Origin of the sequence: Halorussus marinus (assembly GCF_004521895.1) — an archaeon.
Classification (GTDB): Archaea; Halobacteriota; Halobacteria; order Halobacteriales; family Haladaptataceae; genus Halorussus; species Halorussus marinus.
Genome location: NZ_SBIR01000007.1, coordinates 52,543 through 74,931 on the forward strand (window position 1 = coordinate 52,543; position 22,389 = coordinate 74,931).

Annotated in this window: 22 protein-coding genes; 5 read left to right on the forward strand and 17 right to left on the reverse strand. The window is 68.6% G+C overall.

Going from position 1 to position 22,389, the window contains the following annotated elements:
• Positions 1-12: 12 nt before the first annotated feature.
• The 3 genes from EPL04_RS10395 to EPL04_RS10405 all read right to left on the reverse strand — a co-directional run bounded on the left by EPL04_RS10395 (position 13) and on the right by EPL04_RS10405 (position 5,734).
• The gene (locus EPL04_RS10395; RefSeq protein WP_134671278.1) at positions 13-1,326 is read right to left on the reverse strand and encodes a YeaH/YhbH family protein; all 1,314 of its coding nucleotides are present in this window, start codon (positions 1,324-1,326) and stop codon (positions 13-15) included.
• Complete coding sequence (locus EPL04_RS10400; RefSeq protein ID WP_245154557.1) at positions 1,317-3,584, reverse strand: PrkA family serine protein kinase; 2,268 nt, start codon at positions 3,582-3,584, stop codon at positions 1,317-1,319. The genes EPL04_RS10395 and EPL04_RS10400 overlap by 10 nt, the downstream gene beginning before the upstream one ends.
• Before the next feature lie 86 nt (positions 3,585-3,670).
• Entirely contained in the window at positions 3,671-5,734 is a 2,064-nt protein-coding gene (locus EPL04_RS10405) for a PrkA family serine protein kinase (RefSeq protein WP_134671280.1), read from the reverse strand.
• 543 nt (positions 5,735-6,277) lie between these two features.
• Here EPL04_RS10405 and EPL04_RS10410 point away from each other — a divergent pair.
• Positions 6,278-6,670, forward strand: coding sequence for a DUF5820 family protein (locus tag EPL04_RS10410; protein ID WP_134671281.1), 393 nt, complete (start codon positions 6,278-6,280; stop codon positions 6,668-6,670).
• A gap of 25 nt (positions 6,671-6,695) precedes the next feature.
• Positions 6,696-7,148 (forward strand): UPF0179 family protein, encoded by a 453-nt coding sequence (locus EPL04_RS10415; protein ID WP_134671282.1) that lies wholly within the window; start codon positions 6,696-6,698, stop codon positions 7,146-7,148.
• On the opposite strand, the gene speB is transcribed toward EPL04_RS10415, so the two are convergent.
• The 7 genes from speB to EPL04_RS10450 form a co-directional block, all read right to left on the reverse strand.
• The gene (gene speB / locus EPL04_RS10420; protein WP_134671283.1) at positions 7,145-7,951 is read right to left on the reverse strand and encodes an agmatinase; all 807 of its coding nucleotides are present in this window, start codon (positions 7,949-7,951) and stop codon (positions 7,145-7,147) included. The genes EPL04_RS10415 and speB overlap by 4 nt on opposite strands.
• Positions 7,952-8,332, reverse strand: a complete 381-nt coding sequence (locus EPL04_RS10425) for a translation initiation factor IF-5A (RefSeq protein ID WP_134671284.1) — start codon at positions 8,330-8,332, stop codon at positions 7,952-7,954. It abuts the gene before it with no gap.
• Between the two features lie 168 nt (positions 8,333-8,500).
• Entirely contained in the window at positions 8,501-8,770 is a 270-nt protein-coding gene (locus EPL04_RS10430) for a hypothetical protein (protein WP_209019613.1), read from the reverse strand.
• Between the two features lie 289 nt (positions 8,771-9,059).
• The gene (locus EPL04_RS10435) at positions 9,060-10,133 is read right to left on the reverse strand and encodes an aminotransferase class I/II-fold pyridoxal phosphate-dependent enzyme (protein WP_134671285.1); all 1,074 of its coding nucleotides are present in this window, start codon (positions 10,131-10,133) and stop codon (positions 9,060-9,062) included.
• A gap of 191 nt (positions 10,134-10,324) precedes the next feature.
• Positions 10,325-11,215, reverse strand: coding sequence for a ZIP family metal transporter (locus EPL04_RS10440; protein WP_134671286.1), 891 nt, complete (start codon positions 11,213-11,215; stop codon positions 10,325-10,327).
• A 71-nt stretch (positions 11,216-11,286) separates the two neighbouring features.
• Complete coding sequence (locus EPL04_RS10445; RefSeq protein ID WP_134671287.1) at positions 11,287-12,960, reverse strand: ABC1 kinase family protein; 1,674 nt, start codon at positions 12,958-12,960, stop codon at positions 11,287-11,289.
• Positions 12,961-12,969: 9 nt separating this feature from the next.
• Positions 12,970-13,326, reverse strand: coding sequence for an Hsp20/alpha crystallin family protein (locus EPL04_RS10450; RefSeq protein WP_134671288.1), 357 nt, complete (start codon positions 13,324-13,326; stop codon positions 12,970-12,972).
• Between the two features lie 95 nt (positions 13,327-13,421).
• Here EPL04_RS10450 and EPL04_RS10455 point away from each other — a divergent pair, with 95 nt between their 5' ends.
• Positions 13,422-14,702: a molybdopterin molybdotransferase MoeA gene (locus EPL04_RS10455; protein WP_134671289.1), complete on the forward strand. Its 1,281-nt coding sequence runs from the start codon at positions 13,422-13,424 to the stop codon at positions 14,700-14,702.
• Positions 14,703-14,745: 43 nt separating this feature from the next.
• Positions 14,746-16,719 carry a molybdopterin biosynthesis protein gene (locus EPL04_RS10460; protein ID WP_134671290.1) on the forward strand — a complete coding sequence of 658 codons (1,974 nt, stop codon included), beginning with the start codon at positions 14,746-14,748 and terminating at the stop codon, positions 16,717-16,719.
• Here the strand turns inward: EPL04_RS10460 and EPL04_RS10465 are convergent.
• The 6 genes from EPL04_RS10465 to EPL04_RS10490 all read right to left on the reverse strand — a co-directional run bounded on the left by EPL04_RS10465 (position 16,699) and on the right by EPL04_RS10490 (position 20,488).
• On the reverse strand, positions 16,699-17,343 hold the full coding sequence (locus EPL04_RS10465) for an HAD family hydrolase (protein ID WP_134671291.1): 645 nt from the start codon (positions 17,341-17,343) through the stop codon (positions 16,699-16,701). The genes EPL04_RS10460 and EPL04_RS10465 overlap by 21 nt on opposite strands.
• Before the next feature lie 41 nt (positions 17,344-17,384).
• Positions 17,385-17,753, reverse strand: a complete 369-nt coding sequence (gene lwrS, locus EPL04_RS10470; RefSeq protein WP_134671292.1) for an LWR-salt protein — start codon at positions 17,751-17,753, stop codon at positions 17,385-17,387.
• Complete coding sequence (locus EPL04_RS10475; RefSeq protein WP_134671293.1) at positions 17,753-18,028, reverse strand: 4a-hydroxytetrahydrobiopterin dehydratase; 276 nt, start codon at positions 18,026-18,028, stop codon at positions 17,753-17,755. Before EPL04_RS10475 ends, lwrS begins: the two co-directional genes overlap by 1 nt.
• A gap of 261 nt (positions 18,029-18,289) precedes the next feature.
• Positions 18,290-19,636: a glutamyl-tRNA reductase gene (hemA, locus tag EPL04_RS10480; protein WP_134671294.1), complete on the reverse strand. Its 1,347-nt coding sequence runs from the start codon at positions 19,634-19,636 to the stop codon at positions 18,290-18,292.
• Positions 19,637-19,788: 152 nt separating this feature from the next.
• Positions 19,789-20,193, reverse strand: a complete 405-nt coding sequence (locus EPL04_RS10485; protein WP_134671295.1) for a DUF5778 family protein — start codon at positions 20,191-20,193, stop codon at positions 19,789-19,791.
• 100 nt (positions 20,194-20,293) lie between these two features.
• On the reverse strand, positions 20,294-20,488 hold the full coding sequence (locus tag EPL04_RS10490) for a cold-shock protein (protein WP_134671296.1): 195 nt from the start codon (positions 20,486-20,488) through the stop codon (positions 20,294-20,296).
• A gap of 134 nt (positions 20,489-20,622) precedes the next feature.
• Here EPL04_RS10490 and uppS point away from each other — a divergent pair, with 134 nt between their 5' ends.
• Positions 20,623-21,546 (forward strand): polyprenyl diphosphate synthase, encoded by a 924-nt coding sequence (gene uppS / locus EPL04_RS10495; protein WP_134671297.1) that lies wholly within the window; start codon positions 20,623-20,625, stop codon positions 21,544-21,546.
• A gap of 179 nt (positions 21,547-21,725) precedes the next feature.
• Here uppS and EPL04_RS10500 read toward each other — a convergent pair whose 3' ends face one another.
• On the reverse strand, positions 21,726-22,334 hold the full coding sequence (locus tag EPL04_RS10500; RefSeq protein ID WP_134671298.1) for an undecaprenyl diphosphate synthase family protein: 609 nt from the start codon (positions 22,332-22,334) through the stop codon (positions 21,726-21,728).
• Between the last annotated feature and the right edge of the window lie 55 nt (positions 22,335-22,389).

Below are 22,389 nucleotides of genomic sequence, written 5' to 3' on the forward strand. Positions count from 1 at the left end.
TCTCCGTGGTGGTCACGATTCGGCCTCCGTGCTGAGTATCTCGTAGATGGCGTCGGTCACGTCCTCGGGGCTGTTGACGTAGCTGACCGCCACCTCGTCCGAGTCCCCGAAGTGCTCGTCGACCTCCTCGGCGTGAGTCGCGTTGATCGCCTTCCCGTCGGGCTGGGTCTCGACGTAGGCGTGGAGGTTCGCCGGGATCTCCTCCATCATCGGGATGACGTTCTCGCTCGTGTCGTTCCGGGAGTTCTCGCTGTCGCCGGCCGCGAACACGTAGCGGTTCCACTCGGCCCACGGGTACCGCTCGTCGAGGATCGCCGCCGCGAGCTCGTAGGCCGAGGAGATCTTGGTGCCCCCGCCCGACCGGATGCCGAAGAAGTCGTCGCGCTCTACCTCCCACGCGTCGGCGTCGTGGGCGATGTAGACGAACTCCGCGTTGTCGTACTTGCCTGTCAGGTACCAGTCCAGCGGCGTGAAGGTGCGCTCGACCAACTCGCGTTTCTTCTCGCGCATCGACCCCGACACGTCGCGGATGTTGACCACCACGACGTTCTTCTCGCGCTCCTCGACGATCTCGGGGTAGCGGTAGCGCTCGTCCTCCTTGCGGAACGGGACGTGCCGTATCCCCTCCTCGCGGATCTTCTGGGCGGCGCTCCGCCGGGGGGTGTTCGCCTCCATCTCCTCGAGGCTCGCCCACGTCGTGCGCTCCTCGGCCGAGAGGGCGCCGTACTGCTCGTCGAGCCAGTGGCGCGAGACGGTGATGCTCTCCTCGCGGGCCCACTCGAACGCCCGGTCGGGCCCCCAGCCCTCGATCTTCAGCGCCTCCCGGACGTAGTCGGGGTCGAAGTCCATCGCGAGCTTCCGCTTGAGCCCCTCCTTGAACATTCGCTCGAAGTCGAGCGTCGAGTCGGGCCCCGTCCGGGTCATGTCGGTGAAGTCGCCTTCTTTCTCCTCGATCACCTCCTTGCCCTTCGGTTCGAGATCGAGCCCGAGCTCGTCGTCGAGCTCCTCGGCGAACTCCTCGGGGTCCATCTCGTAGTAGTCGTGCTCGCCGCCCTCCTCGCCGGGCTCGTCGCCCTCCTCGCCGTCGTCGCCGGGCTGGGGCTGGGGTTGGCCCACTGGGTCGCCCACGTCGGGCTCGCCCTGTCCGACGCCGCCCTGATCGAGTTGGTCGTAGGCGAACTCGGGCAGGTCGACGATCTTGATCGGGATCTGTATCTCGTCGGGCAGGCTCTGGCCGAGATCGCCGTACTGGATGAACTCCGCCAGATCCTCGCGCTTTGCCTCCCCGACCTCCCGGTAGCGTTCGAGGTCCTCTCTCAGTCCCATTTGTAGCTCACCTGGCTCATGACGTGTTGGCTGGTCAGTTCGGCCGACGCCGGCGAGTAGCCGAACAGCTCGACCATGTTGTCGATGGTCTCGGCTTTCAGCGCCGCGGTCTCGGTGTCGCTCGGCGGGTCGGCCCACTGGTCGGGGTCGAAGTCCTCGTACACCCGGCGGACGTCGTCCCAGTCGTAGTTCGCCAGCACGGTCTTGATGATCGGTATCTCCTTGGGGTCGATGTCGCCGACCTCGAAGTCCTCGTCGCGGCTCTGCCACGCGTGGCGGTTCAGCGCGGTGATCACCTTGTTGCGCCGGAACTCCTCGACCGCCGGCGAGGCGGCGTGGTCGGCGGCGTAGCTCTCGGGACCGAACCGGCCCAGATGCTCGGTCTCGAACACCTTCATCTTCAGGGCGTCGGGGCCGACGCGCTCGCCGCGGTCGTTCTCGACGGTCTCGTCGGTCGCCCACGCGTAGACGTGCTCGACGTACTCCTCGACGGTCTCCTCGTCGACGCGCTTCTCGCGCATCATCGCGTCGAGGACGTCCGCCTCCTGGCGCTGGAAGATGTGGTTTTTGACGGGCACGAGCCGGTTCTCGTACTCGGTGCGCTCGGCGGTCGAGAAGACGGGGGCGTCCGAGAGCCCCTCGGCCATCGCGTTGAGGATGTCCCGGGGCATGATGACTTCCTCGACCGGGTACTCGGCGTGGGCTCGGTCGCTCTCGTCGTTGAGCAGGTCGGCGATGCCGTCCCGGGTGTAGGTCACCGGGATCCCCTCCTCGCCGTCCGCGGCGTCGTCGTCGAACTCGAAGTCGTCTTTGTCGAGCCGGTCGTCGCCGTCGAGCAGGTACCCCCGATCGAACAGCGTCGCCTTGTCCACGAGGTCGAGCCCCGCGGGCACGTCGTCGCCGTCGAGCCGAGTCACCACGCTGTAGAGCGCGGCGGCCTCGACGGCGTGTGGCGCGAGTTCGCGCTCGGCGACGCCGTCGCCGTCGCTCCGGACTCGGACCCGGAGGGGCTCGCGGATCAGCCCCTCGAGCTCGTCGTAGCTTTCGGCCCGCCAGACGTCGGTCTCGTTGGTCAGCTCCCGGCGGATGAGCTCGGCTTCGAGGCTCAGGTTGGTGAGGTACTTGAACCGCCGGCGGTCGAGCCGGCGCTTCAGCGCCTTCAGCGGGTCGGCGCCGCCCGCGTCGGCGTGCTGATTGAGCTGGGCCTCCAGATCGGGGTTCGAGATGATGACGAGCTGGGTGTCGATGTCCATCTGGATGCCCTTGTCGAGTTTCACCGTCTGCTCGTCGGGGACGTTCAACAGCTTCTGGAGCAGGTCGGCGTGCTGGGCGGCGTCCTCGACGATGGTCAGCAGGCCGTTGCCCTGCGAGAGCACGCCGTCGTAGCTGAACGCCTGGGGGTTCTTGCGTCCCCGGGAGTCGAGCTCCTGCAACATCCCGCGCATCCACGAGCCGACGAGGCGCTCTTTGGGCGGACCCGAGTCCTCCGAGTGGAGCACCCCGATCCCCTGACCGACGTCCACGACGTAGTTTTTGACCCGGAGGTGGCTGGGGTCGGTGATCGCCGAGAACAGGTCGTCCTCGCCGGTCCGGCGGTACTGCTCTTCGAGGAACTCGTAGGCCTCGCGGCTGAACGGATCGAGGTCGCTGTCGACTCGCACGTCGATGTGGTCGTCGACCCGCGCGTTGATCTCGGCGAGGATCTCCTCGCGGACCGCCGGCGGGAACACGGTCAGGGGGTTCGACTGGACCGGGCTGGCGTACCAGTTCTCCTCGTCGGTGGCGGCCCCGCCCTCGCCGTACGAGAGGCTCCGGCCGCCGCTGGCGCTTGCGACGTTCCACTCCATGGTGTAACGCCGGCCGGCCTCGGTCTTCGAGAACTCCCGGAGACCGTTGACCAGACACCGCTTGAGCTCGGACTTGCCGGTCGCGGTCGGGCCGTCGAACCAGATGATCTTCTCGGCTTTGCCCCGCTCGGCCGCGATCGACCGGAGGTCGTCGACGAAGGCGTTGAGCACTTCCGTGTTGCCGAGGATGGCGTGCTCGCCGTCGTTGGCGGGATCGTCGAAGAACCGGTAGCGCTCTTTTTCCTCGCCCTCCTCGATCACGGTCCGGGTGCCCATCGACTCGATGGCTTCGAGGAGGTACTTGCTCGCGTGGGCGGCGACCGTCGGGTTCTCGAAGGCCTCCTCGACGAACGTCGCGAGCCCCTTGGGCTCCTCGTAGGTCTCTCTGAGCTCCCGATCGGCGTCCTCGATGAACGTCTCGCCGTCGACGGGGTCTCGGTCCCCGGTTCGGGCGGCGTCCTCGCGGTGCGGGCGGTCGTCGTGGCCGGTCGCCACGGTCAGTCCTCCATCTCCGCGCGGGCGACCTCGGCGCCGGCGAACTCCAGCACCTCCTTGGCCCCCTCCCGCGAGTACCCCTGGTCGATCAGGGCGTCTATCCAGGCGTTCTGTTCGTCGTCGTCCATCTCGTTGGCCGACACCAGCGCCGAGAAGTTGATGTTGTGCTTCTTGTCCTCCCAGAGCTTGCGTTCGAGGGCGCGGCGCAGTCGGTCGTTGTCCTGGGGGTCGAACGGCGACCCCTCGCGTGCGCGCCGGGAGACCCAGTTGCTCACTTCCTGGCGGAAGTCGTTCTTGCGGTCGCGGGGGATGTCGAGCTTCTCCTCGACCGCCCGGAGGAAGCTCTCGTCGGGCTCTTGCTCGCGGCCGGTGAGCTCGTCTTCGACGGTGTCGTCGTCGATGTACGCCATGACGTGGTCCATGTACTTCTCGCCCTGGCGCTGGATCTCCTCGATGTCGTAGGCCAGCGCGTGACGGACGTCCTCGATGGCCCGGTCCTTGTACTCCTCGCGGACCATCTCGAGGTAGCGGTAGTACGTCTGGAAGTTCTCCTCGGGGATCGAGCCGTGGTTCTCGAGGTTCTCCTCGAAGTGGTTGAACACCGATAGCGGGCTCAGAAAGCCCTTCTCGCGGTGGGTGGAGTTCATGATGGCCTCGGCGATCTCGTCGCCGATGAACCGGGCCGAGACGCCCTCCATCCCCTCGCCGATGTCGGCGCTCTCCTCGCCCTCCTCGCGGAGCTTCTTCACGTCGACCTCGTCGCTCTCCTCGCTCTCGCCGTTGTACGCTTTGGTCTTCTGGAGTAAGTCGACCGTCTCGGAGTCTGGCTCCTCGACGCGGGTGAGCACGCCGAACAGCCCGGCCATCTCCAAGGTGTGGGGCTCGATGTGGACGTCGGGCACGTCGGCGTTGCCAAGCATCTTCCGGTAGATGTTGGCCTCCTCCTCGAACTCCAGGACGTACGGGAAGTCGATCCGCTTGGTGCGGTCGTTGAACGCCTCCATCTTCTCGTCGCCTTTCTTGTCGCGGTACTCGGGCATGTTCGTCCGGCCGACGATCACCTGATCGATGTCGATCCGGGGGTTGTTCTTGGGTTTGATCGTCTGCTCTTGGGTCGCGTGGAGGAAGTCGTAGAGGAACTCCCGCTGGAGCTTCAACAGTTCCTCGCCGCTGAAGATGCCGCGGTTGGCGTTACAGAACGCCCCCGAGTAGTCGAACGCCCGGGGGTCGGACTCGCCGTAGATGGCGATCTTGCTGTAGTTGACGTCGCCGGTCAGCTCGGTCTCGTCCTGATTTTTCTTGTCTTTGGGCTCGAACGTCTCGACCGCCTGTCGTTTGTTCTCGTCGGCGGTCAGCCGGATCACCTCGACGTGGTTCTCGAGCACCTGCTGGATGTCGTCGTCGTAGTGGGCGAGCAACTCGTCCATGTAGAACGCCGAGGCGGGATCGAGCGACTGCTCGTTCTGGATGGTGTAGGGCGCATCGAGGTTCTCGTTGAGGTCCTCGACCACCCGCTGGCGCTGTTCGACCGGGAGGAGCACGAGCGGGTCTTGGTTCATCGGCGACCGGACCACGTCGTCGGCGGGGTCCTGATCGTGGATCACGTCACAGAGGTTGGTCCACCGGTAGGTGTACATCCGGCCCTCCTCGCGGAGGGTGTAGTCCTCGAAGTAGGTCCGGACCTGTCGGTCGAAGTCGGACTTCCCGGAGCCGACCGGGCCGAGCAGGAGCTTGATGCGCTTTTCGGGACCGAGCCCGCGTGCGCCCGACTTGACCTTGTTGACGAACTCGTGGATGGCGCGGTGGATCTCGTGGCCGTAGAAGGTGTTCTCGCCGTCGTGGAGGGGGTCCTCCGAGGCGAGCAGGTACTCGACCACGCCGGCCTCCTCGTCGTACTCGGTGCCGTAGTAGTCGAACATGTCCGCGACCCGCTGGTGGGCGTTGCGGGCGACTTTCGGGTCGGCGTACACCTCTTCGAGGTACCAGTCGAACGACTTGGTCTCGCGGAGGTCTTCGGGCATCGATTCCTGGTATCGCTGGCTGAGTTCTTCCAGTGTTTCCGTCATTGTATCACGTTTTGTTCGGTGGGAAAGCCGAGAGAGAAGCGACCGACTGCGCTTCGGTCGGAGTATGTGGTAGGCACACGCCTACTAAGCTCTGGCGGCCCGCTCGGGCCGCGTTCGTGCGCCCAGATGGACGGCCCGCTCCAGTCGGCGTCGTGAGCGTGCGCGCCGTCCCGCGAGAGTCCGGGCCGATCCCGTGCTGGCAGTTCATGTGCGTGCCATCCCCACACCCCTCTCACGGCGGCCGGGCGTCGGAGGGCGACTGAATCGAGCGAACGTGAAGGGGGATTGTGTGCTACCGTGTACCGTGTGGATCGCTACCACCGATACTATTTAATGGATGGGGCGAGAGAACATATAACTGTTGCCTCTAAACGAGACTGTAGGGAGTTAATTCAATCAGTAGATGAAAGAAGAACTAGCGTGTGTCGTCGGCGTCGCTCGCGCGCGCCGTCGGGCTCGGAGCCGTGGCGATTCTCCCGTTTAAGTACGGGCCGCTCCCGGGCGACCGCCAACGACTTACCGACTTGCACCCAACGACTCGCCATGACCGACGACGAGTTGCCCGAGGGGTGGACCGTCTGGAACGACGAGCCCGGCGGGCGGCGGATCCTCGCCTACCGGCCCGACGTGTTCGACGCCGAGCGGTTCCCGGCGGCCTGCCTCCCCACGCTGTACGTCGCGGCGGGCGCCCCGAACCGCCCGCCGGGGGAAGCCGAGGTCGGCTCGACCGACGTCTGGCGCGTCCAGTTCTTCCTCGAACCCGACGTGGAGCTCACGAGCGCCCGGACGTACGACTCCCGGGCGGACGCCCGGGCGGCCGCTCGCGAACTGGCCGCCGCGTTCGCCGCCGGCGAGCTCGACTACCGCGGCGCCTACCAACTGCCTCGCGAGGCGTACCTCGACCGACTCGACGAGCTCACGGGACGGGAGCCTTAACCGCCCGGCCTTCGTACCCACGCTCATGTCGTCCATCACGCTCGTCGGGACTCGCCTCGCCGAGCCCGACCGGGAGTTCGTCTACCGCGGGGAGTCGACGGCCTGCGAGGGCTGTCCGTACCGGAGCCAGTGTCTCAACCTCTCGGAGGGCGTCCGCTATCGGATCACCGACGTCCGGGAGGGCGCCCAGACGCTCGACTGTGCCGTCCACGACGCCGGCGTCACCGCGGTCGAAGTCGAGCCCGTCGGGATGAAGGCAAACGTCCCCTCGAAGAACGCCTACGCCGGGAGCAAGGCCGAACTCGCCGGCCCCTGTCCCCACACCGACTGTCCGAGCCACGAGTACTGCGAGCCCGTGGGCGCGGCGTTCGACGAGGAGTACCAGATCGCCGAGAAGCTCGGCGATCCGCCCCACGACTACTGCATGCTGGACCGCGAGCTGACGCTTGTGGAGTTCGCGCCGAAAAGCGACAGTTAGTCCGGACTCGCGGCGCTGGCGTAGACGAACTCCCGGAGGAGCTTGCCCGCCAGCGCCGCGGCCTGCCCGTCGTCGCGGTCGTTGACCTCCACGACGTCGAAGCCGTCGGCCAGCGGCGCGACCGACCGCACCACCCCGCGCATCTCTCGGGGCGCGAGCCCGAACGGCTCGGTCGTCCCGGTCCCGGGTGCGAACCCGGGGTCGGCCGCGTCGATGTCGACGCTGAGATACACCGACTCCCCCTCGAAGTCGGGCGTCCAGTCGGCGACCGCCTCGGGTTCGACGACGGTCACGTCGGGCTCGCTCGCCCGGTCGTACTCGGCTTCGCTCCCGGTCCGGGCGCCCAGAATCACCGCCTCGTCGGCGACCGCGAGCGCGCGGCGGGTCGCGGTCGCGTGGCTGAGCTCGTTGCCGTCGTACTCCTCGCGGAGGTCGAGATGGGCGTCGAGACAGACGAAGACGTCGGGGTCGACCGCCCGCACGCCCGCGACCGAGACGGTGTGTTCGCCCCCGAGCAGAACGGGGACGGCGCCGTCTCGGACCGCGTCGGTCGCGACCCCGCCGAGGTACTCCAGATACTCGGCGGCGTCGTCCCACGCGCGGACGTCGCCGTGGTCGTGGACTGCGAGATCCGAGAAGTGTCGGTCGGTTCTGGCGTCGTAGTCGTCGAAGGCCCGGGCGTACTTGCGGATCCGATCGGGGCCGAACCGCGTCCCGGGCTGGAACGTGGTCGAGACGTCGAGAGGCGCGCCCACGACCACGTAGTCGGCTCGATCGCGGTCGGCGGACGCGCCGGGGAACATCTACTCGAGGATCTTGCGCTGCTCGTCCATCTCGAGGTACTCGATCTCGTCGTCGGGCGAGAGGTCGACGTCCGAGGGGGTCTTGATGGTGATGGTCTCGTACGTTTCGAGGTCCATGACCTGTGCGATCTCGTCGCTCTCGACCGCGACGACCTGCCCCTGTTTGCGGTGGATGATGGGGACCCAGATCTTCGCGTCGACGGGCTGAGAGAGGCTTCGCTTCTTACCGTCGAAGACGCCTTCGGCGTCGATCCGGGCCTTCGCGCTACCGTGCTTGCCCGGCTTTGCGGTGCTGTAGGAGTTGATCTCGCACGCCGCGTCCTCGATCATCACGTAGTTGCCTTCCTGGAGGTCCCGCACTTCCTTCTGCTCTCTTGCCATACCGCCGGATAGCGTTCGCGGGGGTATAAACGGTTTGGAATGCGGTTCGGGCGCGTACGGGTGCCACGGGGCGCGGTACGGCCGTCGAGAGAACCGGGATGGGTCGCGTCGAGAGAACCGCGTCCGGTCGCGTCGGGGACCTCGGGGAGGGTGTCGAGAGAATGAGAATCAGTCGCGGCGGTAGTCGTGGCCGGCGAGGAGCGCGAGCGCGTGGACCGCGACCAGCACCGCGAGCGTCGACCGACCGCTCGGGACCGCGCCCGAGAGTACCGGGACGTACGCCAGCGGGAGCGCGACCGCCGACCAGAACCCGACGAACTCGAACGGGGTCGCGATCGACCCGAGCGCGTCGGCCGGCGACGCCGGCAGATCGACCGCCGAATCGTCCGGTAGTTCGGGGAACTGTTCGCCGTCGAGGGTGGAGGGAGCGTTGGACATCGTGGGGAACCTCTTACTCGTCCCGTGGAGCGCCACCGTCATATAAGGGGTCGAGCCTTCGTGGAGATTCGCGTGATTTCGCGCTCAGGCGTCGAGTTCCGACGTTTTACGACGCGGTCGACGACGTTTTACGACGGTTTTAGAAGCGCCGAGACGTTTTACGATCCGTTCTCGTGGCGTCCCGATGTTTTCGACGGGCGGGGCGACTGCGGCGGCTTCGGTCGCCCGATCCGGCCATCTGACCCGGGGTGCGGTCGGGTCGCCGGGGCCCGCGCGCTCGGCCCGCGGTTCAGGCGCGGTGGCGCTCGATGCAGTCGCCGACCCGCGCCAGCCCCTCCTCCAGTTCGTCGGTCGGCAGGCCGAACCCGATCCGGAAGTAGTCGTCGTACCCGAACATCGACCCGGGCGCGAGCACGACGCTCTCCTCCTCGACGACCGTCCGACAGAACGCCTCGCTGTCGTCGAACCCGTCTGGAACCGAGACGAAGCCGTTGACGCCGACGGGGTCGTGCCACGAGAGGCCGTGGTCCTCGACGAACGCCCGGACCCGGTCGCGGTGGTCGGCCGCGAGTTCTCGGTTCTCGGTCAGGATCTCGTCTTCGTCCGCACCGAGCGCCTGCCGAGCGACGTGCTGGCCCACGATGCCCGGCGAGATCGTGGTGTAGTCTTTCCACTGGAGCGCGCCCTCGATCACGTCCTCGGGCCCGGCAATCCATCCGAACCGGAGGCCGGCGAGCCCGTAGGCCTTCGTCAGGCTCGTCGTGCTGATCCCGTGCTCGCCCAGCGACGCGACCGGCGGGAGCGGCTCCGCCGCGAGCAGTCGGTACACCTCGTCGCACAGCAGGTAGGCGTCGGCGTCCGCCGCGAGGTCGTAGACCGCTTCGACCTTCTCCTGAGGGTGGTACCGTCCGGTCGGGTTGTTCGGGTTGTTGAGGACCACGATCTCGGTCTCCGGGCGGATCGCGTCGGCGACCGCGTCGACGTCGAGTTCCCACTCTGGGGGTTCGAGCGAGACTCGCGTCACCGATCCCACCGCCTCGGGGACGGCGTGGAGCGCCTGATAGGTCGGCGTGACGACGACCGCGTGGCTGTCCTCGTCCATCAGCGACGTGAACGCGAGGAAGTTGGCCTCCTGCGTGCCGCAGGTGAACGCGACCTCCTCGGCGCTCCGGTCGTAGCGCTCGCCGACTTCCGCTCGGAACTCCGGATCGCCGTTCGTCGGGATGACGTACCCGAGCGTTCCGGGATCGAGGTCGAACCGGCTCGCGTCGAGGCTCCGGATGCCGCTCTCGGCGAGCATGATGTCGGCGTCGTGTTCGTACTTGTCGAACCACCGTTCGAGCCCGAATTCGGCGACGTTCATACCGGTAGATTGGCGGCCGAGAGCGTAAAGCTACGGGAAGGGGTAGTCTCGACGCCAGTCGTCTCCGCTTGGCCGGGCGTGAGCCAGAACGCTATCGCGTCCGGCGTCTCGCGGGTCGGCCTCCGGTCGAGTCGACCCGCACCGCCTCGTCGCTTCGCGAGGGCTCGCTGTCCGACGTCCGACCGCCGGGATCACACCGCCAGCAGGGGCACCATCGCCGCGGCGCCCGCGAGCGCGCCGACGAGGAGTTCGCGTCGGCCCTCGCCCGGCAGGTCCGCGCCGGTTTCGAGCGCCTCGGGCACGAACTCGGTGACGACCAGATACACCATCGCGCCGGCCGCGAACCCGAAGCCGAACGGGAGAAACTCTTGGGCCCACCGGACGAACGCGAACGCGATCACCGCGCCGATCGGCTGGGGGAGACTGGAGAAGACCGCCGCCCCGACCATCCGCCAGTTAGAGAGCCCCATCGCTCGCATCGGAATGGAGATCGCCAGCCCCTCCGGGACGTTGTGGATGGAGATGGCGACGGTCATAAACACCGCGAGCACCGGGACCGAGAAGCCGAGCACTCCCACGCCGCCCTCCAGTCCCAGTTCTGCGAACGACACCCCGACCGCGACCCCCTCGGGGAAGCTGTGGACGGTCAGGATGCCGAGGATGAGCACGAGCTTCTTGAGGTCGCCCTCGGCGAACGCTTCGACCTCCAGCGCGTGCTCGTCGTGTGCGTGCTCCGGGTCGACGCCCGCGTTCGACTCGTCTGTCTCCTCGGGGTGGTCGTCGGTCCGACCGCTCACGTCGATCCGGTCGAGCAGCCAGTCGGAGACCTCGACGAGCACCACCCCGACGAGCAGGCCGGCGACCATCAGCGTGGGCAGTCCCTCCGAGTACGCCAGCCCCTCGTTGACGAGGCCGAACAGCGACGCCGAGACCATGATGCCCGAGGCGACGCCCCAGAGCGCGACGTTCCAGCGGTCGCTGAAGTCGTCGACCACGAAGAACGGGAGCGCGCCGAGACCGGTCGCGAGCGCGGTCATCAGCCCGGCGACGAACACGAGCACGAGGTTCTCGACGAGTCCCATGGTCGAACCGAGTCGCCGCCCGGTGAAAAGATTTCTGATAAACGGAAAAATATTTTTGGCTATCCTAAACCTCAGTCGCCGCCGCGTCGCTGGCGCATCTCGTGGCGGGTGAACTGCGGGGTGACCCGGGTCCCCTTGCGCTTGCGGAACGTCCGGAAGAGCGCGAACGCGACTCCGAGCGACAGCACCGCCGCGACGGCCGCGGCCTCCACCTCGGTGGTGGCGTAGAGGAACGCGGTCGAGAACGCGCCCGCGGCCACCATCATCCCGTAGACGAGCCGCTTTGCGAGCAACGCGAAGACGTCGTTGCCGTCCTCGATGTCCGCCCGGACGTAGAAATCGTCGCGGTCGATCCGATCGAGCGTCCGTTCGAGCTTCGGCGGGACCCGGACCGACGACAGCACCGACTGCTGGAGCTGGTCGCTCGCCTCGCCGGCGTACCGCTTGATCGACTCCTCGCGGTAGCCCTGCTCGGAGAGGTAGTCGGTCGCGACCGTGATGAAGTCGAACTCGGGGTCGAGCGTGACACAGACGCCCTCGACCACGGTCGCGACCCGGAGGACCAGCGCGAGGTTCGACGGGAGCCGGAGCGGGAACTCGTAGATGGTGTCTTCGACCTGCTCGACGATCTGCTGGACCCGGTAGGTCTCGATGTCCTCGCCACGGGCGTCCTCGATGGCCAGCTCCATCACGTTGCCCATCGTGGCGCGGTCGGCCTCCGGGCTCAGCGTCCCCATCTCGATGAGCGCATCGAGGATCCCGTCGATGTCCTGGTTCGCGACCGCGACGTAGAACTCGATGATCTTGTTCTGGATGAACTCGTCGACCCGCCCGGACATCCCGAAGTCGTAGAAGACGATGGTGCCGTCCGGCCGGACCGCGAGGTTCCCCGGGTGGGGGTCGGCGTGGAACACGCCGTCTTCGAGCATCATCTGGAGGTACGCCTCCTGGAGGTTGACCGCGAGCTGGTGGCGGTCGATCCCCAGTTCGTCGAGCTCCGCGACGTCGTTTATCTTCGTCCCCTCGATGTACTCCATCGTCAGGACCCTCGGCCCCGAGTGGGAGTCGAGGACCGCCGGGATCACCACGGCGTCGTCGCCCTCGAAGTTCGACCGGATCTCAGCGAGCATCCGGGCCTCCCGGTCGTAGTTCATCTCCTGGCGGATGGTGCGGTCGAACTCGTCGGCGAGGTTCTCGAGCGAGAACGCCCGGGCCTGCCCGATGAACCGCAGGAGGATCGGGAGCGACCACTGGATGACCCGGAGATCGGCCTCCACCAGTTCCTCGATGTCCGGGCGCCGCACCTTGACCGCGACCTCTCGCCCGTCGACCTCGGCGGTGTACACCTGCCCGAGGCTCGCGCCGCTGATGGCGTCGGTGTCGAAGTCGTCGAAGTGCTCCTCGACCGGTCCGACCTCGTCTTCGAGCACGACCCGGGCCTCGGCCCACGGCGCGGGCGGGACCTCGTCTTGGAGCTTCGAGAGGACGTCGACGTACTCGGTCGGGAGCACGTCGGGGCGGGTCGAGAGGAGTTGGCCGAGCTTGATGAACGTCGGCCCGAGCGTCAACAGCGACTCCAGCAGGGTGTTGGCTCGCTCGATGCGCGTCTGGCTGTCGACGCGACGCGACCGACCGAACAGCAGGAAGCGTCGGCGATCGCGGGCGTAGCTCACCAACAGCGGGAGGAAGTGGTACGCGACCACGAAGAACCGTCGGTACGCACGGAGGTTGACCAGTGTGATCACCCCGGCGTCTCAGCGACCTTCGATGGGGATTTCGCGGCTCGGCGTGGCCTCGCGCTTCGGCAGGCGAAGCTCCAGCACGCCCCGGTCGACGGTCGCCGACGCGTCCGCACCCGTCGCGTCCGGCGGCAGTGGGAGGTCGGCGTCGAGAAACAGCGATCGCTCCTCGCGGAGGTACGAAAACTCCATGGGCGCGTCTTTCTCCCGGCGGGCCTCGATCTCCAGTCGCCCGTCATCGACGCTCAGCTCCACCGTCTCGGCGGTGGCGCCCGGGAGGTCGACGACCAGCAGGTAGGCGTCGTCGCTCTCTAGCAGGTCGGCGAACACCGCGTCGGGCAACTCGCGCACCGCCTCACGAAGCGCTGACATACCCGGGACTTGGGACGCGGGGGCGAAAAAGGGTGGGGTACCGTCCCGGCTCGCCGTCCCACACGCTTTTGGCCGCGGGCGGTAGATTTTCAGGCATGAGCGACGACCAGCCGGACCGCAAGCGGTCCGGGTTCAAGGACAAGACGCGGCTCGCCGCGGCCCGCGAGCGCCTCCTCGACGCGGTCGAGCCCCACGACCGAACCGCGACCGTCGGCCTCTCGTCGGCGGACGGCCGGGCGCTCGCCGAGTCGGTCGAGGCCGCCCGCGACGTGCCCCACTACCCCCGGGCCGCGATGGACGGCTACGCGGTCCGGGCGGCCGACACGTTCGGGGCGAGCGACCGGTCGCCGGAGGTGCTCCGGCGCGTCGGCGAGGCCGGCGAGGTCGAGACGGTCCCGCCGGACGGGGCCGTCCGCGTCCACACGGGTAGCGAACTCCCCGACGGCGCCGACGGCGTGGTGATGATCGAGCAGACCGACGAGCGCGAGGCGCCCGGCGCCTCGGACGGCGCGAGCGCCGAAGTCGCCCGCGACGTGGAGGTCTTCGACGCCGTCGCCGAGGGTGAGAACGTCGCGCCCGTCGGCGAGGACGTCGCCGCCGGCCAGCACCTCTACGACGCCGGCCACCGGCTCCGGCCCTCCGACCTCGGGCTGTTGAAGTCGGTCGGGATCGAGTCGGTCGCGGTCCGCGAGCGCCCCTCGGTCGCGGTCGTCCCGACGGGCGAGGAGTTGGTCCAGTCCGACCCCGACCCCGGCGAGGTGATCGAGACCAACGGCCTGACGGTCTCGCGGTACGTCGAGCGGTGGGGCGGGTCGGCGACCTACCGCGACGTGGTGACCGACGACGCCGAGGCGCTCCGGGTCGCGATCCAGCGGGACCTGACCGAGGACGTGGTCGTCACGACCGGCGGCTCCTCGGTCGGCGAACGCGACCTGCTCCCGGAGGTGGTCGCGGACCTCGGCGAGATCGTCTTCCACGGGGTCGCGCTGAAGCCCGGCCACCCGGTCGCGGCGGGCGTGATCGAGGGGACGCCGATCGTGATGCTCCCGGGCTACCCGGTGGCGTGCATCGTCAACGCCGTCCAGTTCCTTCGGCCCCTGCTGAAGTACGTGGGCGGACTCCCCGACGAGTCGTTCCCGACCACCGAGGCCCGACTCGACCGCAAGATCCGGAGCGAGCCCGGAATCCGGACGTTCGCGCGGGTCGAGGTCGAGGCCGACGGCGACAAGCGAGTGGCGACCCCGACCAGAGCCTCCGGGTCGGGCGTGCTGTCGAGCGTCGCGCTCGCGGACGGCTGGGTCGTCGTGCCCGAAGGCCGGGAGGGGATTCCGGCGGGCGAGACCGTCGCGGTTCAGGACTGGGAGTGGTCGGCGTGACGGGACCGACGACCCGCGGCGCGACCACGGGGGGTGAGACGCGATGACCGATCGAAAGGAGTTCCGGGACCTCTCGACCCCCGCGCAAGCCCGCGACGCGATCGACGGCCTCGACCTCGCGCCCGACGCCGAACGCGTCCCGCTCGACGAGGCCCGTGGTCGGGTCCTCGCCGAGCGCGTCGACGCCGGCCTCGACGTGCCGGGGTTCGATCGGGCCGCGATGGACGGCTACGCGGTCGGGGGCCGGGACACCTTCGGCGCCGACGAGGCCGACCCCGTCGTCCTCGATCTCGTCGGCACCGTCCACGCTGGCGCAGAGCCCGACGTCGAGGTCGAGGAAGGCGAAGCCGCAGAGATATCGACCGGCGCGGTGATGCCGCCCGGCGCGGACGCGGTGGTGATGGTCGAGCGCACCACCGAGACCGAGGCCGGCGTCGAGATCCGCACCGCGGTCGCGCCGGGCGACCATGTGATGTTGGCGGGCGCGGACGTGGCCGCCGGCGAGCGCGCGCTGGGCCCCGGGACGCGGCTCACGGCCCGCGAGATCGGCCTGTTGTCGGCGCTCGGCGTCGAGTCGGTCCCGGTCCGGGGCGAGCCGGTCGTCGGCATCGTCTCGACCGGCGACGAACTCGTCCGACCCGGCGAGGACCTCGACAGCGCGGCGGGCCAGATCTACGACGTCAACAGCTACACGATCGCGGCGGCGGTCGCCGAAGCCGGCGGCGACCCGGTGCTCTACCCCCACGCGGGCGACGACTACGACGAGATGGAGCGGCTCCTCCGGAAGGCGGCCGCCGAGTGCGATCTCGTGCTGTCGTCTGGCTCGACCAGCGCGAGCGCGGTCGACGTCATCTATCAGGTCATCGAAGAACGGGGCGAACTCCTGTTGCACGGCGTGGCTGTCAAGCCCGGCAAGCCGATGCTGGTCGGCCGGCTCGACGGCCGCCCCGACGAGTCGGCCGACGACCCCGCCGAACCGTCGGGCGGCTCCGCGTACGTGGGCCTGCCGGGCTACCCCGTCTCGGCGCTCACGATCTTCCGCACCTTCGTCGCGCCCGCGATCCGGGAGGCCGCGGGACTGCCCGAGCCCGCGACCGCCACCGTCACCGCGCGGATGGCGGCCGAGGAGCGCTACGGCGAGGGCCGGACCCGGATGCTCCCCGTGGGACTCGTCGAGGCGCCCGAGGCGGTCGGCGAGGAGGGCGACGCGACCGGCGCCGCCGGCGGCGACCGCGACCTGCTGGCCTACACCGTCGACAAGGGCAGCGGCGCGACCACCAGCCTCGTCGAGGCCGACGGCGTGGTCGAGGTCGACGCCGACACCGCCTACGTCGGCGCCGGCGAGTCGGTCGAAGTCGAGTTGTTCTCGCCGGACGTGCGCCCGCCGTCGGTCCTCGGCGTCGGCGAGGACGATCCCGCGCTCGCCCGATTGCTCGACGCGCTCGACCGGCCGCGATACCTCGCGGTCGGCTCCCGGGAGGGTCTGCGTCGGTTCCGGGACGGCGTGCCCGACGTCGTCGCGACGACCGCGGGATCGCCCGCCGGCGACCCCGAGCCGCTCGGCGCCTACGACCGCGAGTGGGGACTGGTCGTCCCGGCCGGTAATCCCGAGGGCATCGCGGGACTCGGGGACCTCGTCGACCGCGAACTGCGGTTCGTCAACCGCGGGACGGACTCGGGGCTCCGGACCAACCTCGCCGACGCGCTCGCCGACCTCGCCGACGAGCGGGCGACGACCCGCCACGAGCTGGTCGAGGCGATCGACGGCTTCGAACTCGCGGCCCGGGCCCACGAGAGTCCCGCACGGAAGGTCGCGGCCGGCGACGCCGACGCGGGGCTCGGGCTCCGGGCGACGGCCGAGAAGCTGGGGCTCGGGTTCGTGTCGGTCGGCACCGAGCGCGTCCGGCTGTTTGCCAACCCCGACCGCGCCGAGAAGCCGGGCGTCGAGGCGCTCGTGACCGCCCTCGACGAGCGACTGGCCGCGATCCTCGACGAGCTACCGGGGTTCGGCCAGTAGCTCGTCGAAGCTCTCGATCCGGTAGTCGCCGAGCACGCACTGGCGGCGCCGGTCGTGGCCGTGGCGCTCGACGTGGACCGCGTCGAGGCCGGCGTTCCACGCCGCGCCCACGTCGTTGGCGCCGTCGCCGGCGAAGACCCCCCGCCGGTCGGTCGCTCCGACGCCGAGGTCGGCCATCGCGTGCTCGACGGGGCCGGGGTCGGGCTTCCAGCCGAGGTCGGCGTCACAGCAGACCACGGTGTCGAACCAGTCGCGGATGTCGAGTTCGTCGAGCACCGGCCCGGTCAGGAACGGCTGGCAGTGGGTCACCAGCCCGACCGGACAGTCGAGCTCAGCCACGAACCGTGCGTCGTCGTAGAGGTAGGTCTTCTCGGCCCGCCGCTGTGGGTCCTCGACGCCGTGGAACGCGTCCCAGAACCGCTCGGGGTCGATTCCCCACGCCCGGAGCTGGTCGTCGCGGCTCCCGCCGAGCCCGTGCCACAGGAGCTCTGCCTCCCGGTCGGTGAACTCCCGGCCCAGCCGGTCGCCGACCTCGTCGAACACCGACCGGGGGTACGACCAGTCGATGTCGATGAGCGTGCCGTCGAGGTCGAGCAGCCAGAAGTCGTACTCGCGGGCGACCATGGGACCGCTCGTAGGGACGGCGGAAAGATAAGTATTCTGCCCTATCGGAGTTCGACAGAGCTCCCGAGGTACTTCGTGAGCACCGCCGGGACCGAGTCGGCGTTGAACGTCGCCAGCTCCGTCCGGATCGCGTCTTTCAGCGCCTCGAAGTACTCCTCGTCGGTCTCGAACGCGCGGTACTCCACCGACCGGACGTCCACGCCCAGCGCCTCCTCGGTGAGCCGCCGGAAGTGCTCGTCGTCGTTGACCTCGCCGCGCCAGAGGTTGTCCCGGAAAAACAGCCACCCCTCCTCGCCCGGCGGGTCGGCCGCCCGGGCGAGGCGGGTCTCGAACTCGGCGGGGTCGACGCTCACGCCCTCGGCCGCGGGATCGAGCCGGAACCGCACCGCGAAGACGTAGCGGGCGTCCATCAGCGCACGTCGTTCACCAACTCGGCCATCTCGACGTCGGCGTCGGTGATGCCGCCGGCCTCGTGGTTGGTGAACCGCACCTCGACCACCTTGTACCCGATCCGCATCTCGGGGTGGTGAAACTCCTCTTCGGCGAGTTCGCCGACCTCCGAGGCGAACGCCACGCCCTCTAGGTAGTCGTCGAACTCGAACGTTCGGACGATCTCCTCGCCCTCGCGCTCCCAGCCTTCGGGCGCCTTCTCGCTGATCTCCTCGTCGGATAGCAGGTCACTCATACCGTCGAATTCGTCGCGCTCGTAAATAAAGGTCCGTGGCGGCCCCCGAGTTTCACTGAGCAGCGGGCATCCGCGAACGCTCGACGGTCCATCGAGGATCCGCGAACGCTCGACAACCCACCGGACCCACAAGCAGTTGGACCGCGAGCGACCGGAGGGAGCGAGCAGACCAAGGAACCCCCGAAGGGGGTGAGGCAGTGTTTTTGATCGAGCGTTTGCAAGGGAGGCGCGTTTATGCGCCGACCGAACAAAAGGTCGCGGTTAGTCGTCGTCGCCGGCGATCCGCTGGCGAACGTGGTCGGGCATGCCCGGGGCGGCCTCGTCGGGGAGTTCGTCGGCGTGATCCGCCGGTCGCTCGTCGTCGCCGAACTCGGGGTTGAACAGTTGGAGCGCGGTGTTGATCGTCGCCCAGTCGTCCTCGGCGGCGGCGTCGCGCAGGCTCTTGGTCGGGGGCGCGAGCAGCTGGGAGACCAGCGAGTCGGCCATCGCGTCGACGACCTCGCGCTGGTCGTCGGTCAGGTCGCCGTCGGCTTCGAGCTGGGAGATCGCCTGCGAGATCTCCCGCTCTTTGATGCGTTCGGCGCTCTCGTACATCGTGGCGATGACCTCGTCGGCGCGCTTGCGCTTGTACCCTTCCAGCAGGTGCTCGAACTCCCGGTCGATCATCGCCTCGACAGACTCGGCGGCCGCCCGACGGCGGCGCTCGGTCTCGCCGGTGACCGATTCGAGGGCGGACATGTCGTAGACGGTGACGCCGTCGAGCGCGTCCGCGGCCGGCGAGACGTCCCGGGGCTGGGCGATGTCCACGACCAGCGCGCCGGTGTCGGCGAGGTCGGCGGCGTCGAGGACGTGGCCCTGACTCCCGGTGGCCGAGACCACCACGTCGGCGGCCGAGAGCGCGGCGTCGAGCGCGTCGAGCCCGAGTCCGCGAGCGTCGTCGTGGTCGGTCTCGGTCGCGAGCTTGACCGCCCGCTCGGGCGAGCGGTTGACCACGTACAGCGTCTCGACGGCGGCGTCCGCGAGTGCGTGGGCTGCGATGGCGCCCATCTCGCCCGCGCCGACGACCAGTCCGGCGGCGTCGCCGAGGTCCCGGCGCTCGCCGAGCAGTTCGACCGCCGCGCTCCCGACCGACACCGCGCCCTCGTTGATCGCGGTCTCGGTGCGGGCGCGCTCGCCGACGTGGATCGCCTTGGTGACCGCGTCGTCGAGCATCGGCCCCATCGCGTCGGCCTCGACGGCGGTCTGGTATGCGTCCCGGACCTGTCCGAGGATCTGGTCTTCGCCGAGTACCAGCGATTCGAGCCCGGCCGCGACCCGGAGCAGGTGGCGCAGGCTCTCCTCGTGGCCCATCTCCACGGCGGCGTGGCCCGCCGCGTCGGGCGCGAAGTCGCCGAGCACCGCTCGGCCCGTCGACTTCTCGTCTGTGACGACGTACGCCTCGAAGCGGTTGCACGTCTGGAGCGCGAACGCCTCCTCGACGCGCGGGATGGCGACCAGTCGCTCGACGACCGCTTCGGTGTCCGCGTGACAGGCCGCTTCGACGTCGTCGAGGCTCGCGTTCTCGTGAGTCACCCGAAGCCCCGAGACGACGCCGGTCGCTGCGGTCACGGGAACCGACCCCCCGAGACGACGCCGGCAGTAGATGTTCCGAGAGTCATGATTGTCTGAATGAACTCACCGCACTCGTCTTGTTCGGGGGTTTGAACCGCCGCTACGTAAAGCCTTCCAAACGCGACAGTTCGTGCCACGCCGTGTCGCGGTCACTCGCCCTCGACGCCGGTCACGTCGAACCCGAGCTCGCGGACGTCGTCGAGGATCGCCGCCTGATCGGCGTCGGCCTCGTAGTAAAACACCACGTCGAAGGTGCCCTCCCGCAGGAGCTGTTGGCACTCCCAGACGAACTCCTCGTCGTCGAGGGTGAGCCCCTGGTGTTGATTCGACGCGAAGTCGGTGTCGTCGGTGCCCGAGTAGACGAACGTGTCCTTGGGTTCGTAGCCGGCGTGCTCGGCGATGACCTCGCCCACGTCGACGGTGAGCTGGTGCATCTCGATGTCGTCGCTCCCGTCGAGGTCGGTGTGGACGATCGCGCCGTTGAGCCGGATCTCGCCGGGTTCGAGCAGCTGTTTCGTCCGGCGATACAGGTCCTCGTCGAGCGTCTCGTTCATGTCTCGACCAACGCGCTCCGGGCGTTAAACGCCCTACGATTCGGAGGACACCCGTCGCTACGCGGTCGGCGCCAAGAAAATACAGCTACGGGCGGAACCGTTACAGACGCGTGAGGTTCGTCGCCCGCGGCCCTTTGTCTGCCTGTTCGATGTCGAACTCGACTTCCTGTCCTTCCTCGAGGTCCGGGCCGCCGACGTCTTCCATGTGGAAGAAAACGTCCTCGTCCGCGTCCTCAGTGTCGATGAAACCGTAACCGCCAGTGTCGTTGAAGAAGTCGACCGTACCTTTCGCCATTGCAGTCGTACCAACTCGTTCCATCCTTAAAAAGCTATGCAAACGGGCGGAGCTGACCCGGATGTGAGTGACTCTCTTAGCGCGCCACAGGTCACAAAACTAATTGCTCTCGGCGGCGTCTGCTCGACAAAGCGATGTTACCGTGGGTACAGCGCCGAGCGCGGGCCGCCTACGAGCGTCTCCTCAAACGCGAAATTTCCGGCGGGCCGACACACGTCGCGGTCATTCAGGACGGCAACCGCCGGTACGCCGACCGGAACGGCGGCGAGGCCCCCGACGGCCATCGCGCGGGCGCCCAGACGACCGAGCGGATGCTCGATTGGTGCCGGGACCTCGGCGTCGAGGAGCTGACGCTGTACGCGTTCTCGACCGAGAACTTCGACCGACCCGACCACGAGCGCGAGGCCCTCTTCGACCTGCTCGAACGGAAGCTCTACCAGTTCGCCGACGACGACCGGGTCCACGACGGCGAGGTCCGGATCCGGGCCATCGGCGACGAGACGATGTTGCCCGAGAGCGTCCGAGAGGCGATCCGGTACGCCGAGCGCCGGACCGACGACTACGACCGGTTCACGCTCAACGTCGCGCTGGCGTACGGCGGTCGAAACGAGCTACTGGGGGCCGCCCGCGACGTGGCCCGCGCGGTCGAGGACGGCGACCTCGACCCCGACGACATCGACGTCGGCGAGATCGACAACAGGCTCTACGACGACCCGCTCCGGGACGTCGATCTCATCATCCGAACCGGGGGCGACGAGCGCACGTCGAACTTCCTGCCGTGGCACGCCAACGGCAACGAGGCCGCGGTGTTTTTCTGTACGCCCTACTGGCCGGAGTTCTCGAAGGTGGATTTCCTCCGGGGAATCCGGACCTACGAGTCCCGCGAGGAGTCCTGGCGCCGGACCAAAGTCAAGCGCGCGGCCGCGCTCGTGCGGGCGGTCGGCGGCGTCGAACTCCGGGAGGCCCGCGAGGTCATCGACCGGTTCCGGGACACGCTCCCGGAGGGGACGACCGTCGACGAACTCGACGCGGAGGGCGAGAGCTCGTCGGCCGATTGAGGTCGGAGGGCCCCGCCCGGCTCAGCGTCCGAACTTCCGTCGCCGTGCTTCGCTCGCGACGCCGTTCGGCCTACCGGCCGAACCGCCGACGAACTCACTGCCTTCGTTCGTCGAGGCTCGGGCGCTTCGCTCAGCGTCCGAACTTTCGTTGCCGCGCTTCGCTCGCGACGCCGTTCGGCCTACCGGCCGAACCGCCGCTGGCGGTTCTCGTAGTCGAGTAGCGCGCGGAGGTAGTCGCGCTTCCGGAAGTCACGCCAGTTCACGTCGGTGAAGTACAGCTCCGAGTAGACCGACTGCCAGATCATGAAGTCCGAGAGGCGCTCGGCGCCGGTCTTGATCACCAGATCGGGGTTCTCGGGAAAGACGAGGTGTTGCTCGACGTCGGTCTCGTCGATCTCCTCGGGGGCGAGTTCGCCCGCCTCGACGTCCTCGGCGATCCGGGCGACCGCGCCCGCGAACTCGTGTTTGCCGCCGAGTCCGACCGACACCTGGATCGGCGCGTCGGCCCGCTGGACGTCCTCGGGACTGCGGACCGCCAGCGGGCGGGGCGCGCTCACGCGTTCGAGTTCGCGTTCGAGCGTCGGGACCGCGCCCTCGTCGAGGACGCTGACGTACACGGTTACCCGGTCGGCGTCGTACTCGAAGGCCCACTCGAAAAACTCCTCCAGCGTCCGGTAGGCGCCCTGTTCGAGCAGGTCGCGCTCGGTGATGACGACGGCGACGTGGCTGGGCGGGGTCGCCTCGTGGCGACGCAGGCGGGCGGCCAGATACCGGTCGTACAGCCCCACTGAGTGGGAGTTGATCGGGGAGCGCCCTAAACGTCACGGACCGCGACGGGGCTCT

Excerpts from the sequence above, each read along its gene's own strand:
- EPL04_RS10395 (WP_134671278.1), bottom strand. The coding sequence starts at position 1,326 with ATGGGACTGAGAGAGGACCTCGAACGCTACCGGGAGGTCGGGGAGGCA.
- EPL04_RS10405 (WP_134671280.1), bottom strand. The coding sequence starts at position 5,734 with ATGACGGAAACACTGGAAGAACTCAGCCAGCGATACCAGGAATCGATG.
- EPL04_RS10410 (WP_134671281.1), top strand. The coding sequence starts at position 6,278 with ATGACCGACGACGAGTTGCCCGAGGGGTGGACCGTCTGGAACGACGAG.
- EPL04_RS10415 (WP_134671282.1), top strand. The coding sequence starts at position 6,696 with ATGTCGTCCATCACGCTCGTCGGGACTCGCCTCGCCGAGCCCGACCGG.
- speB (WP_134671283.1), bottom strand. The coding sequence starts at position 7,951 with ATGTTCCCCGGCGCGTCCGCCGACCGCGATCGAGCCGACTACGTGGTC.
- EPL04_RS10425 (WP_134671284.1), bottom strand. The coding sequence starts at position 8,332 with ATGGCAAGAGAGCAGAAGGAAGTGCGGGACCTCCAGGAAGGCAACTAC.
- EPL04_RS10430 (WP_209019613.1), bottom strand. The coding sequence starts at position 8,770 with ATGTCCAACGCTCCCTCCACCCTCGACGGCGAACAGTTCCCCGAACTA.
- EPL04_RS10435 (WP_134671285.1), bottom strand. The coding sequence starts at position 10,133 with ATGAACGTCGCCGAATTCGGGCTCGAACGGTGGTTCGACAAGTACGAA.
- EPL04_RS10440 (WP_134671286.1), bottom strand. The coding sequence starts at position 11,215 with ATGGGACTCGTCGAGAACCTCGTGCTCGTGTTCGTCGCCGGGCTGATG.
- EPL04_RS10450 (WP_134671288.1), bottom strand. The coding sequence starts at position 13,326 with ATGTCAGCGCTTCGTGAGGCGGTGCGCGAGTTGCCCGACGCGGTGTTC.
- EPL04_RS10455 (WP_134671289.1), top strand. The coding sequence starts at position 13,422 with ATGAGCGACGACCAGCCGGACCGCAAGCGGTCCGGGTTCAAGGACAAG.
- EPL04_RS10460 (WP_134671290.1), top strand. The coding sequence starts at position 14,746 with ATGACCGATCGAAAGGAGTTCCGGGACCTCTCGACCCCCGCGCAAGCC.
- EPL04_RS10465 (WP_134671291.1), bottom strand. The coding sequence starts at position 17,343 with ATGGTCGCCCGCGAGTACGACTTCTGGCTGCTCGACCTCGACGGCACG.
- lwrS (WP_134671292.1), bottom strand. The coding sequence starts at position 17,753 with ATGGACGCCCGCTACGTCTTCGCGGTGCGGTTCCGGCTCGATCCCGCG.
- EPL04_RS10475 (WP_134671293.1), bottom strand. The coding sequence starts at position 18,028 with ATGAGTGACCTGCTATCCGACGAGGAGATCAGCGAGAAGGCGCCCGAA.
- EPL04_RS10485 (WP_134671295.1), bottom strand. The coding sequence starts at position 20,193 with ATGAACGAGACGCTCGACGAGGACCTGTATCGCCGGACGAAACAGCTG.
- EPL04_RS10490 (WP_134671296.1), bottom strand. The coding sequence starts at position 20,488 with ATGGCGAAAGGTACGGTCGACTTCTTCAACGACACTGGCGGTTACGGT.
- uppS (WP_134671297.1), top strand. The coding sequence starts at position 20,623 with ATGTTACCGTGGGTACAGCGCCGAGCGCGGGCCGCCTACGAGCGTCTC.